Annotated in this window: 14 protein-coding genes; 10 read left to right on the forward strand and 4 right to left on the reverse strand. The window is 49.3% G+C overall.

The features are described from left to right. Complete coding sequence (locus HMPREF2871_RS09480) at positions 1-429, reverse strand: acyl-CoA thioesterase (protein ID WP_049344503.1); 429 nt, start codon at positions 427-429, stop codon at positions 1-3. A 150-nt stretch (positions 430-579) separates the two neighbouring features. Between HMPREF2871_RS09480 and fba the strand changes: the two genes are divergently transcribed. Together fba and HMPREF2871_RS09490 are read left to right on the forward strand one after the other, a co-directional pair. Then, complete coding sequence (gene fba / locus HMPREF2871_RS09485; RefSeq protein ID WP_049344505.1) at positions 580-1644, forward strand: class II fructose-bisphosphate aldolase; 1065 nt, start codon at positions 580-582, stop codon at positions 1642-1644. Positions 1645-1772: 128 nt separating this feature from the next. After that, the gene (locus tag HMPREF2871_RS09490) at positions 1773-2702 is read left to right on the forward strand and encodes a glycosyltransferase family 2 protein (RefSeq protein ID WP_004518819.1); all 930 of its coding nucleotides are present in this window, start codon (positions 1773-1775) and stop codon (positions 2700-2702) included. A 64-nt stretch (positions 2703-2766) separates the two neighbouring features. Here the strand turns inward: HMPREF2871_RS09490 and HMPREF2871_RS09495 are convergent, their stop codons facing one another. Continuing rightward, positions 2767-4443 carry a formate--tetrahydrofolate ligase gene (locus HMPREF2871_RS09495; RefSeq protein WP_004518820.1) on the reverse strand — a complete coding sequence of 559 codons (1677 nt, stop codon included), beginning with the start codon at positions 4441-4443 and terminating at the stop codon, positions 2767-2769. A gap of 178 nt (positions 4444-4621) precedes the next feature. Here HMPREF2871_RS09495 and HMPREF2871_RS09500 point away from each other — a divergent pair, with 178 nt between their 5' ends. Next, complete coding sequence (locus HMPREF2871_RS09500) at positions 4622-5053, forward strand: EamA family transporter (RefSeq protein ID WP_003680126.1); 432 nt, start codon at positions 4622-4624, stop codon at positions 5051-5053. Between the two features lie 75 nt (positions 5054-5128). Here HMPREF2871_RS09500 and HMPREF2871_RS09505 read toward each other — a convergent pair whose 3' ends face one another. Then, positions 5129-6271, reverse strand: coding sequence for an extracellular solute-binding protein (locus tag HMPREF2871_RS09505; protein ID WP_004518822.1), 1143 nt, complete (start codon positions 6269-6271; stop codon positions 5129-5131). Between the two features lie 307 nt (positions 6272-6578). Between HMPREF2871_RS09505 and rpsT the strand changes: the two genes are divergently transcribed. From rpsT to lpxH, 6 genes are all read left to right on the forward strand, one after another. Continuing rightward, positions 6579-6842: a 30S ribosomal protein S20 gene (gene rpsT / locus HMPREF2871_RS09510; protein ID WP_002212556.1), complete on the forward strand. Its 264-nt coding sequence runs from the start codon at positions 6579-6581 to the stop codon at positions 6840-6842. Between the two features lie 168 nt (positions 6843-7010). Beyond that, the gene (locus HMPREF2871_RS09515; protein WP_070629631.1) at positions 7011-8150 is read left to right on the forward strand and encodes a phospholipase A; all 1140 of its coding nucleotides are present in this window, start codon (positions 7011-7013) and stop codon (positions 8148-8150) included. A 152-nt stretch (positions 8151-8302) separates the two neighbouring features. Beyond that, positions 8303-9004, forward strand: a complete 702-nt coding sequence (locus tag HMPREF2871_RS09520; protein ID WP_039861915.1) for a DUF502 domain-containing protein — start codon at positions 8303-8305, stop codon at positions 9002-9004. Positions 9005-9069: 65 nt separating this feature from the next. Continuing rightward, a complete protein-coding gene (aspS, locus tag HMPREF2871_RS09525) occupies positions 9070-10878 on the forward strand; it encodes an aspartate--tRNA ligase (protein ID WP_004518826.1) in 1809 nt (602 codons plus the stop codon). Between the two features lie 239 nt (positions 10879-11117). Then, complete coding sequence (locus HMPREF2871_RS09530) at positions 11118-12503, forward strand: PIG-L deacetylase family protein (RefSeq protein WP_004518827.1); 1386 nt, start codon at positions 11118-11120, stop codon at positions 12501-12503. Between the two features lie 151 nt (positions 12504-12654). Further along, a complete protein-coding gene (gene lpxH, locus HMPREF2871_RS09535) occupies positions 12655-13365 on the forward strand; it encodes a UDP-2,3-diacylglucosamine diphosphatase (RefSeq protein ID WP_198400576.1) in 711 nt (236 codons plus the stop codon). 71 nt (positions 13366-13436) lie between these two features. Here lpxH and serB read toward each other — a convergent pair whose 3' ends face one another. After that, complete coding sequence (gene serB / locus HMPREF2871_RS09540) at positions 13437-14267, reverse strand: phosphoserine phosphatase SerB (RefSeq protein ID WP_039861844.1); 831 nt, start codon at positions 14265-14267, stop codon at positions 13437-13439. A gap of 896 nt (positions 14268-15163) precedes the next feature. On the opposite strand from serB, the gene HMPREF2871_RS11780 reads away from it, so the two are divergent. Further along, positions 15164-15349, forward strand: a complete 186-nt coding sequence (locus tag HMPREF2871_RS11780; RefSeq protein WP_004518831.1) for a hypothetical protein — start codon at positions 15164-15166, stop codon at positions 15347-15349. The last annotated feature ends 10 nt before the right edge of the window (positions 15350-15359 follow it).

Below are 15359 nucleotides of genomic sequence, written 5' to 3' on the forward strand. Positions count from 1 at the left end.
TCAGACGGCCTCCAACGCCGTTTTCAATGCCGAAGGCAAACGGCAGACACGCTGCTTGCCATAATCGAAACACACCATGCCTGTCTGTACTTTCGCCAGCACAAGACCGTCTGAAATCCTGCGGATACGGTACAGTAAAGAAAAACCTACACCGGCCACGCCTGCCGCACCCATCTCCACCGACAGCTCATCGCCATGATGACCTTGCGCCAAATACTGTACCGCTGCATCCGCCATAATCAGGCCAGCCCCTCCGGCATCCATTTCACTCCAACCCAGCTTCGCCAGCCAACGCATCCTCACTTCATGGCACAAACGCAACACCGCATCGTTCGCCAAATGGCCACCATAGTTCACATCGCCCACCTGCACCGTCAAGGCCGTCTGAAACAAAGGCTTATCACATTCGGCCACCGAAATCCTATCCATTTTGCACACCCGTTTTCAATACTCTGCCATTATAAACCGAGACCCTGTTCGTTAATATATAAAAACAATGTAGCGGCTTGTAGTTTTTCATAGCAAAAAACATTATAATTTATCGGATAAATTTACCCTTCACTACTTCAGGAGCTTCTCATGGCACTCGTATCCATGCGCCAACTGTTGGACCATGCCGCCGAAAACAGCTACGGTCTGCCCGCATTCAACGTTAACAACCTCGAACAAATGCGCGCCATTATGGAGGCGGCCGACCAAGTCAACGCCCCCGTTATCGTTCAAGCATCCGCAGGCGCACGCAAATACGCAGGTGCCCCATTCCTACGCCATCTGATTTTGGCCGCAGTCGAAGAATTCCCGCACATCCCCGTCGTGATGCACCAAGACCACGGCGCATCTCCTGATGTATGCCAACGCTCCATCCAACTGGGCTTCTCCTCCGTGATGATGGACGGCTCGCTGCTCGAAGACGGCAAAACTCCGTCCACCTACGAATACAACGTCAACGCCACCCGTACCGTGGTTAACTTCTCCCACGCTTGCGGCGTGTCCGTTGAAGGCGAAATCGGCGTATTGGGCAACCTCGAAACCGGCGAAGCCGGCGAAGAAGACGGCGTAGGCGCAGTGGGCAAACTTTCCCACGACCAAATGCTGACCAGCGTCGAAGATGCCGTACGTTTCGTTAAAGATACCGGCGTGGACGCATTGGCTATCGCCGTCGGTACCAGCCACGGTGCATACAAATTCACCCGTCCGCCCACAGGCGACGTATTGCGTATCGACCGCATCAAAGAAATCCACCAAGCCCTGCCCAACACCCACATCGTGATGCACGGTTCCAGCTCCGTTCCGCAAGAATGGCTGAAAGTCATCAACGAACACGGCGGCAAAATTGGTGAAACCTACGGCGTACCCGTAGAAGAAATCGTCGAAGGCATCAAACACGGCGTGCGCAAAGTCAACATCGATACCGACTTGCGCCTCGCCTCTACCGGTGCCATCCGCCGCTTCATGGCAGAAAACCCATCCGAATTCGACCCGCGCAAATACTTGAGCAAAACCGTCGAAGCCATGAAACAAATCTGTCTTGACCGCTACCTCGCATTCGGTTGCGAAGGCCAAGCCGACAAAATCAAACCGATTTCTTTGGAAAAAATGGCAACCAAATACGCCAAAGGCGAATTGAACCAAATCGTTAAATAATCCGTATCTCGGATTCACACTAAGGCCGTCTGAAAACTTGAAAATAAGGTTTCAGACGGCCTTAGCTTTTGGGAAATTTATAGTAAAATCTTCCACCGACTACACATCAAAACACATCGAAAGCAAACATGAAACTCGCCGTTATTTTGCCGGCCTATTGTGCCGAAGCTTATTTGCCCGAATGCTTGGATTCGGTATTGAATCAAACATTCCGTGACTTTTTCGTCATCGCCATCAACGATGCTTCAACAGACAAAACCGGCGAAATCCTCGAGGCTTACGCAGCTAAAGATTCACGTTTGCAGGTTTTCCACCTTCCGGAAAACAGGGGCGAGCCGTTTGCCTGCCAATTTGCCATGGATATGCTCAAAGACGTAAAGGTCGAATATGTGGCACGAATGGACGCAGACGATATTTGCGCCTTGGATCGTTTTGAAAAACAGATTCAGTTTTTAGACAGCCATCCCGAAATCGATATTGTCGGCAGCCAAGCCACCATCTTTTTCGACGACCAAACCGGAAGAGAACCCGTTTTAAGCGACCTCCCCCTGCTCGACAAAGACATTAAAGCCTTTCTCTCCTTTGCCGCCCAAAACATGTTCAACCCCACCACCATGTGGCGGCACGATAGCATTAAAAACCTTGGGATAAACTACACCGCGACAGAAACCGCTCCCGATTTCCATATGTGGGTACAATGCGCCCTACATGGCAAAACCTTTGCCAACCTGCCCGAGTCTTTGTTGTCATACAGGATACACACAAATCAAGAAAGCAAAAAAAGAGACAAAATCAACAGATCCGTCCAATACACCATGGAGTTGTGGATCAGTCATCTCTTCCCTGATTTGAACGCGACGGAAGTAACGCTCTTAAGCCGCATCTTGTACGAAAAGCAACTGCGCTTGACCACCGAAGAGCTGAAAACCATTTTTGCCGCGTATGACAGAATCAGTAAGGACCGCAGCATTTCTTTGTTTGGCGAAGACCGCAATACGATGTTCGACATGATAGACAATTTCTTCAATTTCTTAAAAAGCCGGTTGAAATTCACTTAAATTATAAAAGGCCGTCTGAAACCTCGTTTCAGACGGCCTTTATCTATTTCAAAATCAATCTAAATCAGAACAAGCCATGAATCACGCCGTCTGCATCCACATCGATTTTCTCGGCAGCTGGAACTTTCGGCAGACCCGGCATCTTCATCATGTTGCCGCACAGCGCAACGATGAAGCCCGCACCGGAAGAAACGGTAATACCGCGCACGGTAATGCGGAAGCCTTCAGGGCAGCCCAAGAGTTTGGCGTTGTCGCTCAAAGAATATTGGGTTTTCGCCATGCAGACCGGCATTTTGTCCAAGCCCAGTTTTTCCAGTGAAGCGATTTCGGCAGACGCTTCTGCGCTGAAATCGACATCTTCCGCGCCGTACACTTTTTGGGCAATCGCACGGATTTTGTCTTTAATGCTCAACTCAACATCGTAGGCAAAATTGAAGTTATTCGGTTGATTTTCGATGGCGTTGACGACTTTGTGCGCCAAGTCTGCACCACCCGCGCCGCCTTTACCCCACACTTCGGTCAAGGAAACTTCGACGCCGTGTTCCGCACAGGCTTTTTCAATCATGGCCAACTCGGCATCGGAGTCGGACACAAAGCGGTTGATGGCAACCACCACAGGCAGGCCGAATACGTTTTTCAGGTTGGAAATGTGTTTCAGCAGATTAGGCAGGCCTTTTGCCAAGGCTTCGAGGTTTTCTTCGCCGAGATTGGCACGCTCCACGCCGCCGTTGTATTTCAAAGCGCGGACGGTAGCCACGACAACAGCCGCATCAGGTTTCAAATCCGCCAGACGGCATTTGATGTCGCAGAATTTTTCCGCGCCCAAATCCGCGCCGAAGCCTGCTTCGGTTACGGCGTAATCGGCAAGGTGTTTCGCCAAACGGGTAGCGGTTACAGAGTTACAGCCGTGGGCGATGTTGGCGAACGGGCCGCCGTGTACAAAGGCCGGAGTGCCTTCGATGGTTTGTACCAAGTTAGGCTTAATCGCATCTTTAAGCAATGCCGCCATCGCGCCATTCGCTTTTAAATCTTTGGCGTAAACAGGGCTGCCGTCTTTGGCATAGGCGACAAGGATGTTGCCCAAACGCTCTTTTAAATCGCTGATGTCTTTGGCAAGACAGAATACTGCCATCACTTCGGACGCAACGGTAATGTCAAAACCATCGGGACGCATCACACCGTCAACAGGTTTGCCCATACCGTCGATAATGTTGCGCAACTGACGATCGTTCATATCGACCACGCGACGCCACAGCACGCGTTTCGGATCGATGTTCAACTCATTGCCTTGATAGATATGGTTGTCGAGCATGGCGGCGAGCAGGTTATTCGCCGCACCGATGGCGTGAAAGTCGCCGGTAAAGTGCAGGTTAATGTCTTCCATCGGCAAAACTTGGGCATAGCCGCCGCCTGCCGCACCACCTTTAACACCAAACACCGGACCCAAAGAAGGCTCGCGCAGGGCGATAACCGAGTCTTTGCCGATATGGCGCAATGCGTCCGCCAAACCGATGGTTACGGTGGTTTTACCCTCACCCGCAGGAGTCGGATTAATGGCGGTAACCAAAATCAGACGGCCTTGTTTTTCCGGCAGCTTGAATGCCTCGGCAGGATTGATTTTGGCTTTGTAATGACCATAGGGCTCGATGTTGTCAACGTTCAAACCCAGCTTGGCGGCAATTTCACCAATCGGGCGCATGGTGGAAGACTGGGCAATTTCAGCATCGGTTTTGAAGCTCATGATTTTCCTTTATTGAGAGAGGGAAAGGCCGTCTGAAACAATATAATAAAGACGGCTGGAAGAAAAAGAATATTAGTTCTATTATAGCGTTTTCCAAAGACAAACCGCAGTGAAAATTTCGATATTTCATCAACAAGCGGATTCATATTGTCAACAATTTGAAACAAAGGAATAAAACATGAGCAGTAACGCATGGCTGTTTTGGGCATTGGCATCGGCAGGCTTCGCCTCATTGACCGCCATTTTCGCCAAAATGGGTTTACAGGGCATAGATTCAGATTTCGCCACCTTTATCCGCACCTTGGTCATCCTCGCCGCTTTGGTATTGTTTTTAACCTACACCGGCAAATGGCAGGGTGTGAACGGCTTTACCGGCCGCAACTGGACATTCCTCATCCTATCCGGCCTCGCTACCGGCGCATCTTGGCTTGCCTACTTCAAAGCCCTGCAACTGGGCAACGCCTCACAAGTCGCGCCCGTCGACAAATTCAGCCTGGTCTTGGTTGCCCTGATGGCCGTCGTTTTCTTAGACGAGCGCCCAAGCACGCAGGAATGGATAGGCTTAGGCTTGGTAACCGCAGGCGTATTGACTTTGGCTTTGAAACGATAAAAATTGGGACATCAAAAAAGGCCGTCTGAAAAATTTCAGACGGCCTTTGCTTTGCTTCAAACAATCAGCTCACAATTAATTTGAACCGACTTTGATTTTTTGCCACAAGTTGACAGACAGTTTTTTCGCATCTGCGCTCATTTGAGGCATGACGAAACCGTCTTTCATGTCTTGCTCGTTCGGGAAAATAGAACGTGTATTCACCAGCTCTGCAGGCATTTTTTCGCGTGCCGGTTTGCTGGCCGGTGCGAAGGTCACGGCAATACCGTTTTTCGCAGCCACTTCGGGATCAAGTGTGTAGTTGATGTATTTGTGGGCATTAGCGATGTTTTTTGCATCAGCCGGAATCAACCAAGATTCAATCCAGAAGCCCATGCCTTTCGGTGTCAACACTTCAATGCCGACGTTGTTTTTCACTTCTTCGGAACGCGCTTTGGCCAAGTTCAAGTCGCCGCCGTTACCTGCCGCCAAGCAGATATCGCCGCGCGCCAATTCGTCAATGATGGAAGGGCTGAAACGTTTCACGTCAGGACGGATAGACTTCAACACTTCCGCCGCCGCTTTCAAATCTTCAGGATTCGAGCCTTTAGGATCTTTACCCAAGTAGTTCAACAAGATTGGGAACATTTCGCTCGGGGTATCCCACAAAGCGATGCCACAAGATTTCAGCTTGTTGGTGTATTCGGGTTTGAACAGCAAATCCCAGCCGTTTTCAGGCAATTTTCCGCCCAAAAGCTCTTTGCCCTTCGCCGTAATCGCAATCGTATTCACACCTGAGAAGTATGGAACGGCGTATTGATTGCCAGGGTCGGCGGTTTCCAACATCTTCAGCAATTCAGGGTCGATGTTTTTGTAGTTCGGAATCAGATCCTTATTGATTTTTTGGTATGCGCCTGCCTCAATTTGGCGCGGCAGGAAGGCAATACCGGGTACAACCAAGTCATAGCCGGATTTGCCGGTCAGCATTTTGGCTTCCAACGTTTCGTTGTTTTCATACAAATCGTAAGTCAGCTTCAAATTGTTGGTTTTTTTGAAGTCTTCGACTGTACTTTCGTCAACGTAGTTTGACCAGTTGTAGATATTCAAAGTATCGGTGGCGGCTGCTTCGGTATTGGCAGCAGGCGCGCTGCCTGCTTGAGGTTGCTCGGCTTTTTTCTCGCCACCGCCGCACGCGGCCAAAGACAATGCGGCCAATACGGCTAATACGGATTTTTTCATACGGGCAGATTCCTGATGAAAGAGTGGTTAATGTCAATAAATAAGAAACCCTGCACCCCATAAACACCCCGGCGCAGAGTTAGGTTATTGTAATGGAAACGTAAGCAAACGCAAAGCAATATCCATCTGATTTTTATTGAAATAAGGCAAAGCAACACCATCTTTTTACCAAAAGCGTTGCACCGGCTGTAGTTTTTGGGCAAAATACGGCTGATTTGCGCGCGTTATAGAGAAAAAGCTTGCATATAAGGAAATCTGTCTTTAAAATTGCGCGTTTACAGAATTTATTTTTCAGGAGATATTCAATATGGCAAACAGCGCACAAGCCCGCAAACGTGCCCGCCAGTCGGTTAAACAACGCGCCCACAACGCCAGCCTGCGTACTGCATTCCGTACCGCTGTGAAAAAAGTGTTGAAAGCAGTTGAAGCCGGCGACAAAGCTGCTGCTCAAGCAGTTTACCAAGAATCCGTTAAAGTCATCGACCGTATCGCTGACAAAGGCGTATTCCACAAAAACAAAGCAGCCCGTCACAAAAGCCGTCTGTCTGCTAAAGTAAAAGCTTTGGCTTAATACTGATGCAGATGCTGGAAGTCCTGATAACCAAAGCAGGATAATCGAGCTGATACGATGCCCCTGAGGTCTTGCCTTTCAGGGGCATTGCCGTATTCACAGTCCAAACCAACTAAATAAAACCATTTACCCTTTCATCAGGCCGTCTGGAAAACAACGGAAACTCTCATGAACAAGATGTTGAAACATTCCCTAAGTATCGGATTCATTGCCGCCGCCCCGCTGGCCGCCGCCGATACCGCCCTACACTGCACCACCATTCAAGACAACGCCACCCGTTTGGCGTGTTACGACAACATCTACTCGGCGCAACTCCCCCCTCAATTCCCACTGCCGCAAGCGCAAACCGAAACCGCCAAAACACCAGTTGACCTCGAACAAAGCGTCCGCAAGAGCATCGAGAAAAAAGAAGCGGCCATCGTATTCGACAACCCTACCCATCCGAATATTTCAGACGACGTATTAAGCGAAACTACCGACAGCTACACACCTTTAAGCCTGATGTACGATTTGGATAAAAACGACACACGCGGCCTGTTGAGCGTACGCGAGCACAACCCTATGTACCTCATGCCCGTTTGGTACAACAGCAGCCCCAACTATTACCCGGAATCCCCCAGCCGCGGCGTAACCACACAGGAAAAATTCAGCGAGCAAAAACGCCTCGAAACCAAAATGCAGGTTTCCTTCAAAAGCAAGATTGCCGAAGATTTATTCAAGACCCGTGCCGACGTATGGTTTGGCTACACCCAAAAATCCGACTGGCAAATCTTTAACCAAGGCCGCAAATCCGCTCCGTTCCGCAATACCGACTACGAGCCTGAAATCTTCATTACCCAACCCGTTAAAGCAGACCTGCCTTTCTGCGGCAAACTGCGCATGGTTGGCGCAGGTTTTGTTCACCAATCCAACGGTCAAAGCCGCCCCGAATCACGCTCATGGAACCGCGTTTACGCCATGGCCGGTATGGAATGGGGCAAGCTGACCGTTATTCCTAGAGTTTGGGTGCGTGCCTTCGACCAAAAAGGGGATGACGATGACAATCCGGACATCAACAAATACATGGGCTACGGCGACTTAAAAGTCCAATACCGTTTCAACGATAAGCAAAATGTTTATTCCGTCCTGCGTTACAACCCGAAAAGCGGACGCGGTGCCGTTGAAGCGGCCTATACTTTCCCCATCAAAGGCAAACTCAAAGGCGTTGTCCGCGGCTTCCACGGCTACGGCGAAAGTCTGATTGACTACAACCACAAACAAAACGGCATCGGCTTCGGCCTGATGTTCAACGACTGGGACGGCATCTAAATGACCCCATATTATTTCAGACGGCCTTTGCAATCAAGGCAGCCGTCTGAAACAATGAAACAAAACAAGCCATTCGTTTAAAATACTCGTTTCCTAGCGTCCAAACGCGTATAATGCAAAGTTTGGGCAAAACTTGCCGGAATGAAACAAAGATGACAGAAGCCGCAGCCGAAAGCGGAAAAATCGCCAAGGCTTTAAAGAAATACCTGATTACAGGCGTGCTGGTTTGGTTGCCGATTGCCGTAACCATCTGGGCGATGAGCTATATCATCTCCGCCGCCGACAAACTGATCAACCTATTACCGGAAAGCTGGCAGCCCCAGCATTTCTGGGGGTTCAACATTCCCGGCTTGGGCATCGTCGCCGCCACAGTCGTCTTGTTCGTTACCGGTGTATTCGCCGCCAACGTATTGGGCAGACGGATTCTCGGCGCATGGGACAGCCTTTTAGGACGCATTCCCGTCGTCAAATCCATCTACTCCAGCGTTAAAAAAGTTTCCGAATCCCTGCTCTCCGACAGTAGCCGCTCGTTCAAAACCCCCGTACTGGTTCCCTTTCCGCAACCGGGCATTTGGACGATAGCCTTTGTTTCCGGCCATATCCCCGACAAACTCAAAGGCAGCCTGCCGCAAGATGACGACTATATTTCCGTTTACGTCCCAACCACGCCCAACCCGACCGGCGGCTACTACATCATGGTTAAAAAAAGCGACGTTCGCGAGCTGGACATGAGTGTGGATCAGGCATTGAAATATGTAATTTCACTGGGCATGGTGATGCCGGACGACTTACCAGTTAAAGCCCTACCTGCCCAAAAGCCGTCTGAAGACGGTGATACCGAACACAACAATTAAGGTCTTCTTTTTTTTCAGACGGCCTTTCCTTCTTTTCAAATTGAACAATATAAAAAGGTGATTTTATGCGTACCAACTATTGCGGCCTTATCAGCGAGCAATACTTAGACCAAACCGTTACCGTCAAAGGCTGGGTACACCGCCGACGCGACCACGGCGGTGTGATTTTTATCGACCTGCGCGACCGCGAAGGCATCGTTCAAGTCGTTATCGACCCTGATACTCCGGAAGCATTTGCCGCTGCCGACTCTTCCCGCAACGAATACGTTTTAAGCATTACCGGCCGCGTACGCAACCGTCCAGAAGGTACAACCAACGACAAAATGATTTCCGGCAAAATCGAAATCCTTGCCAAAGAAATCGAAGTCTTGAACGCTGCCGCTACGCCTCCGTTCCAAATCGACGATGAAAACATCAGCGAAAACGTTCGCCTGACCAACCGCGTTATCGACTTGCGCCGTCCTGCCATGCAACGCAACCTGCGCCTGCGTTACCAAGTGGCCATGGGCGTTCGCCGCTACTTGGACGCACAAGGCTTCATCGACATCGAAACACCGATGCTGACCCGCTCCACTCCGGAAGGCGCGCGCGACTACCTCGTACCAAGCCGCGTTCATCCGGGCGAATTCTTCGCGCTGCCGCAATCTCCACAATTGTTCAAACAATTGCTGATGGTTGCCGGTTTCGACCGTTACTACCAAATCACCAAATGTTTCCGTGACGAAGACTTGCGTGCCGATCGCCAACCTGAATTTACTCAAATCGACTTAGAAACCTCGTTCTTGAACGAGGATGAAATCATGGACATCACTGAAGGCATGGCCAAACAAGTCTTCAAAGATGCTTTAAACGTAGATTTGGGCGACTTTCCTCGCATGCCTTACTCTGAAGCCATGTTCTACTACGGCTCTGACAAACCGGATATGCGCATCAACTTGAAATTCACCGAGTTGACCGACCTAATGAAGACCGAAGAATTCAAAGTCTTCCGTGGTGCAGCCGACATGAAAGGCGGCCGCGTAGTCGCTCTGCGCGTGCCTAACGGTGCGAAATTCAGCCGCAAAGAGATCGACGAATATACTAAATTTGTCGGCATCTACGGCGCGAAAGGTCTGGCATACATCAAAGTAAACGATGTCAGCAACCTCTCCAACGGCGAAAACAGCGGCCTGCAATCTCCAATCGTGAAATTCCTGTCCGAAAACGCCCTGAAAGAAATCATCGAGCGTACCGGCGCGCAAAACGGCGACATCATCTTCTTTGGCGCAGACAAAACCAAAGTTGTGAACGAAGCCATCGGCGCATTGCGTATTAAAGTCGGCTTGGAACACGGTAAAGACAACGGCTACTTCGTAGACGAATGGAAACCTTTGTGGGTTGTCGATTTCCCAATGTTCGAATACGACGAAGAAGCCAACCGCTACGTAGCCGTACACCATCCGTTTACAGCGCCTAAAGAAGGTCATGAAGACCTGATGGTTTCCGACCCTGCAAACTGCCTGGCCCGTGCCTACGACATGGTATTGAACGGCTGGGAAATCGGCGGCGGCTCTATCCGTATCCACCGCGCAGACGTACAAGAGAAAGTGTTTGCCGCGCTGAAAATCAGCCCTGAAGAGCAACAAGAGAAATTCGGCTTCCTCTTGGACAACCTGAAATTCGGCGCGCCTCCGCACGGCGGCCTTGCATTCGGCCTCGACCGTCTGGTTACCCTGATGACCGGTGCAGAATCTATCCGCGACGTGATTGCCTTCCCAAAAACACAACGTGCACAATGTCTGCTGACCAATGCACCTAATGTGGTCGACGACAAACAACTTCGCGAGTTAAGCCTACGTCTGCGTCAGAAAGCAGTTGAAACAAAAGAAGCATAATTTACCGGCTTAACCTTTAAAATATCAAGGCCGTCTGAAATTTTTGAAATTTCTTTCAAATTTTTCAGACGGCCTTTCTACATTTTGGTCGTTTATATATAATCAACCCGCAAACTGTTTTATTTTAAATGTTCACTTTAATGACGTTAGAGTATGAAAAACAACCGTTTGTAAGAAAAACAAACAAATAAGCTCCACAAGCACTATCATGACTGTTACAACAATAAAGGAACCAAACAATGTTTCTGATACTGACGGGGCTGATACTGACTTTTTTTATTTTGTTGTTTATTATTACTTCAATTATTCACAAAAAACAGTTTGCCTATAACACACACCAAGACTATAACTATCCCTCCCTTCCCTCTACCGCGCATGCTACCCTCAAAGGCGGCAGCCTAACCTTGCCCGCCACTGTCAGCGGACAGGATACCGTCATTGCCAAAATCCGTATCAAGTCCAACTGGATGGGACTGCTGTTCTTGCCTTTTATCGAAACCATTTCATCCAAAGGCAAATGGAAGCAATATTTCGAATACGGCGCAAAAGGCGTGCGCTATATCAATCTGAGCGACACCTTCTCCGACAGTGACAAAACCATCCGTTTGGAAGGCAAATACCTGTCCTTGCCCGATCAAGAAATCGAACTCTCCGTTTATCCGCGTGAAAACCTCGACGGCAAAAAAATCCTTGTCCTCGCGCCCCATGCCGACGATGCTGAACTCAGCGCATACGGTTTGTACGAAAAACACGCCGCCAATTCAATGATCTGCACCTTAACCGCTAGCGAAGGCGGCAGCTTCCACTATGGCAACCTTTATAGCACGTGCGACTGCGACACCCAGGCACAATATCTGCAAAAAGGCCGGATGCGCGTTTGGAACAGCCTGACCGTTCCCCTTTTGGCCGGTGTGCCGTCTGAAAACATCCTGCAACTGGGCTACTTCGACAGCACATTGACCGCCATGCGCCAAAATCCGGAAAAAGAGATTAAATCGACCAAGATCGATACGACCGACGTCTATATTTTCCGTCGTGCCAATACATCCCCATTGGCGAAACACCTCAAACCCGGCTCAACTTGGAACAGCTTGGTAGACAACCTTGGCTATCTGATAGAAACGTTCCAGCCGGATATTATCGTGTCGCCGTCCCCCAATATTGATGCGCATCCCGACCACCAACATACTGCGCTGGCCGCCATCGAAGCCCTGCGCAAAATCGATTACCGCCGCGGCAATCTGTTTTTGCACACCATACATTATCTGAGCGACGACTTCCCTATCGGCAAAGTAGGCTCTTCCCTCAGCCTGCCGCCATCCTCCGAGCAACCGTTTTACTTCCAAAGCATCTATTCCCATCCTTTGGATAGAGAAGAGCAAAACCGCAAACTTCTCGCCCTTGACGCCATGAACGACATCCGTCCTAATTCAGACGGCTATATGCGTTGGAGTACCATGATATTCAAAGGCCTAAACAAACTGCGACACCATGTCCTCCATCTCGACAAAGACTTGGTCAACCGCTTTGTCCGCAGCAACGAATTCTTCTATACCGTCCCCATCAGCGACTTGTACCAAGAAGATACGCTGAAACAAATCACTTATCAGGGCAAAGCCCTATAAACCACAAAGGCCGTCTGAAAAGATGTTTCAGACGGCCTTTATCACACCAAATCAAAACAATAAAATCACTACATTACAAACGAAAAACACCAAACCCAACCAAACGCGACAACCCAAGTTATAATAAAACCCTTCCCACACGTCCCACATCATCATGCCGATTTACTTCATCGCCGATTTGCACCTGAGCGAATCCCATCCTCAACTGACCGCACTCTTCCAGAAATTTATCCAAGAAAAAGCCGTTCATGCCCAAGCCGTATACATTCTTGGCGACCTTTTCGATTTTTGGATCGGCGATGACGAAAACAGCCCTTTGGTTCAAATCATCAAGCAAACCATCCGCAGCCTGACCGAGCGTGGTGTCGCCTGCTATTTCATCCACGGCAACCGCGACTTCCTCATCGGCAAAACCTTCGCCCGCGATACCGGCATGACCTTACTGCCCGAGTACGCCGTTATCGACTTGTTCGGCACACCCACCCTGCTCTGTCACGGCGACACCCTCTGCACCGACGACCATTCTTATCAAAAATTCCGCCGTACCGTCCATCAAAAATGGCTGCAACGCCTGTTTCTGCTCCTGCCGCTCACACTCCGACTGAACATCGCCACCAAAATCCGCAAACAGAGCAAACAGGACAAGCAACACAAAACCGCCGACATCATGGATGTCAATCCGGCCTTTACCCACGAAACCGTCCAACGCTTCCACACGCCCCTGCTCATCCACGGCCATACCCACCGCGAAAACATCCATCGCAACGCCGATTACACCCGCATCGTACTTGGCGACTGGCGCGACAATTACGCCTCCATTCTCGAAGTCGATGCCGAAGGCTACCGTTTTATCGCCTTATAAAACATCAGGCCGTCTGAAAACCGGTTTCCCGATTGTTCAGACAGCCTGACTGACAAATATCCTCAACCGGTTTACGCAAACCAACCGCGTATCCGCTCCAAACCACCAAAGCGCACACACGCATCCGCATTCGCCTCAGTTTTCGGTTTCGCCCGATAAGCAATGCCGAATCCCGCCTCCCTTATCATCGGAATATCGTTCGCACCATCACCCATCGCCACCACCTGCCACGGAGCCAAACCCAGACGCTCACGGTATTCACGCAACAAATCCGTCTTAGCCTGTGCATCGATAATCCGCCCTTTCAGACGGCCTGTCAGCTTGCCGTTTTCCACTTCCAACACATTCGCAAAATGGAAATCCAAGCCCAAACGCCGTTGTAGGCGTTCCGTAAAGAACGTAAATCCGCCCGACACCAGCATAAACTTCACATCATTCCGTTTACACTCTTCCAACAAAAATTCCGCGCCCGGCGACAGCTGCAACACATTCTCGTACACCTCTTCCAACACGCGCTCGTCCAAACCGGCCAGCAAAGCCACACGCTTGCGCAAAGACTGCTCAAAGTCCAGCTCGCCGCGCATCGACTGCTCCGTAATCTTGGCCACCTCATCTTTCAGCCCGACACCGGCCGCAATCTCATCCACGCACTCAATCGTAATCAGCGTCGAATCCATATCGCTGACAATCAGCCTCAAATCAGCAAAAGCCATATCCGGCAACATCGCGCCATCTATCTGCTGCGCAATCAACGCCGCACGCATCTCGTCCGTCAATTCAAAATCATCCGAAACCGGCACACGCAACACCGACTTCCCTGATGGCGCAGACACCAAACCGCCAAACGCCGACCAGTCGCACGCGCCCAAATCCCCATGTTGCAACACCAAAACTTTCTTCATCTCATTCTCCTCATACCCCAAAACCTTTGCAAACAGATCGGGTACACATTCAGCCTAAAACCCCGAAACCGTATTTTTGCGAAGACCTTAAAAAACCAAAACAGCATTATAGCCAACCACCCCGAAAATTTTTAGACGGCCTGGAAACAAATTCAGCTAGAGCTACCAACCCCTGCATCAACCAAGTAATTACTCAAAAATTTGATTTTAGGCAAGCCGACTAAAAATTTTTGCCAGTAACAGGCAACTTGTGTTGATTTTTCTTACAGTTTCGATATAGTTACTTATAGCTAGTTTGGCACTACTCCTTATATCTAGCTTTCATTGCATTACCACCTCCATTCGTTGCCAACGACTTCCTTTCCGGTGGCAACCTTTTTTTTGGCTCGATGGTTTGACAATATCAAATTTAAATGAAATAAAATGATTCAGGGATCTATATTTAAAAACAAACCCTTCCTCATCTGCGCACGCATTTCATGCCTTGCAGCTATTTTATCTAACAGTTTGAAGAAGCCCTCACTTTAACTCAATTCGGTTAGTCAGGAGATTTCAGCTTTCCCCCCCCGACCGACTCAATCAATATGGCCATGTACACACACATCAGAGTAATGCTCAGAGTATGGCTGCTCCCAATCACTGATGCCTGCCGTTTTAATTGTCCTTAGCCTATCCTCTATTACCATCATCTCAAGATTCAATCCCTATCTGATAACTCACTGAATTTGAATGAAAAAATTATTTAAATGTTAAAATGTGCAAAACGCTTGCTTTCAATCCTAACAAGAGATATAGTACTAAATAACTAGTTCTTATTGATGAGAGATACTCCTTGGATACTTGCCTCCGGTCCTCCAACCCGGGGGCATTTTTTTACATTTTTATTTTGTGTTCGTATGGATAGGATAAAGACGAAACACCCACCACAAATCAACAAACAAATCGAACCGCAAACTGCGTTTTCCAAACGCTCAGGCCGTCTGAAACCCGCTCTCGAATATTATTCATGCCATATTTCAGACAGCCTGTTTAACCCTCTATTGCAAAGCTTGGCACAAGCACCTCTGACCGACGGCAATTAATTACTATATA

This window comes from Neisseria sp. HMSC067G12 (assembly GCF_001812725.1).
Taxonomy (GTDB): domain Bacteria; phylum Pseudomonadota; class Gammaproteobacteria; order Burkholderiales; family Neisseriaceae; genus Neisseria; species Neisseria perflava.

Excerpts from the sequence above, each read along its gene's own strand:
- HMPREF2871_RS09480 (WP_049344503.1), bottom strand. The coding sequence starts at position 429 with ATGGATAGGATTTCGGTGGCCGAATGTGATAAGCCTTTGTTTCAGACG.
- fba (WP_049344505.1), top strand. The coding sequence starts at position 580 with ATGGCACTCGTATCCATGCGCCAACTGTTGGACCATGCCGCCGAAAAC.
- HMPREF2871_RS09490 (WP_004518819.1), top strand. The coding sequence starts at position 1,773 with ATGAAACTCGCCGTTATTTTGCCGGCCTATTGTGCCGAAGCTTATTTG.
- HMPREF2871_RS09495 (WP_004518820.1), bottom strand. The coding sequence starts at position 4,443 with ATGAGCTTCAAAACCGATGCTGAAATTGCCCAGTCTTCCACCATGCGC.
- HMPREF2871_RS09500 (WP_003680126.1), top strand. The coding sequence starts at position 4,622 with ATGAGCAGTAACGCATGGCTGTTTTGGGCATTGGCATCGGCAGGCTTC.
- HMPREF2871_RS09505 (WP_004518822.1), bottom strand. The coding sequence starts at position 6,271 with ATGAAAAAATCCGTATTAGCCGTATTGGCCGCATTGTCTTTGGCCGCG.
- rpsT (WP_002212556.1), top strand. The coding sequence starts at position 6,579 with ATGGCAAACAGCGCACAAGCCCGCAAACGTGCCCGCCAGTCGGTTAAA.
- HMPREF2871_RS09515 (WP_070629631.1), top strand. The coding sequence starts at position 7,011 with ATGAACAAGATGTTGAAACATTCCCTAAGTATCGGATTCATTGCCGCC.
- HMPREF2871_RS09520 (WP_039861915.1), top strand. The coding sequence starts at position 8,303 with ATGACAGAAGCCGCAGCCGAAAGCGGAAAAATCGCCAAGGCTTTAAAG.
- aspS (WP_004518826.1), top strand. The coding sequence starts at position 9,070 with ATGCGTACCAACTATTGCGGCCTTATCAGCGAGCAATACTTAGACCAA.
- HMPREF2871_RS09530 (WP_004518827.1), top strand. The coding sequence starts at position 11,118 with ATGTTTCTGATACTGACGGGGCTGATACTGACTTTTTTTATTTTGTTG.
- serB (WP_039861844.1), bottom strand. The coding sequence starts at position 14,267 with ATGAAGAAAGTTTTGGTGTTGCAACATGGGGATTTGGGCGCGTGCGAC.
- HMPREF2871_RS11780 (WP_004518831.1), top strand. The coding sequence starts at position 15,164 with ATGGATAGGATAAAGACGAAACACCCACCACAAATCAACAAACAAATC.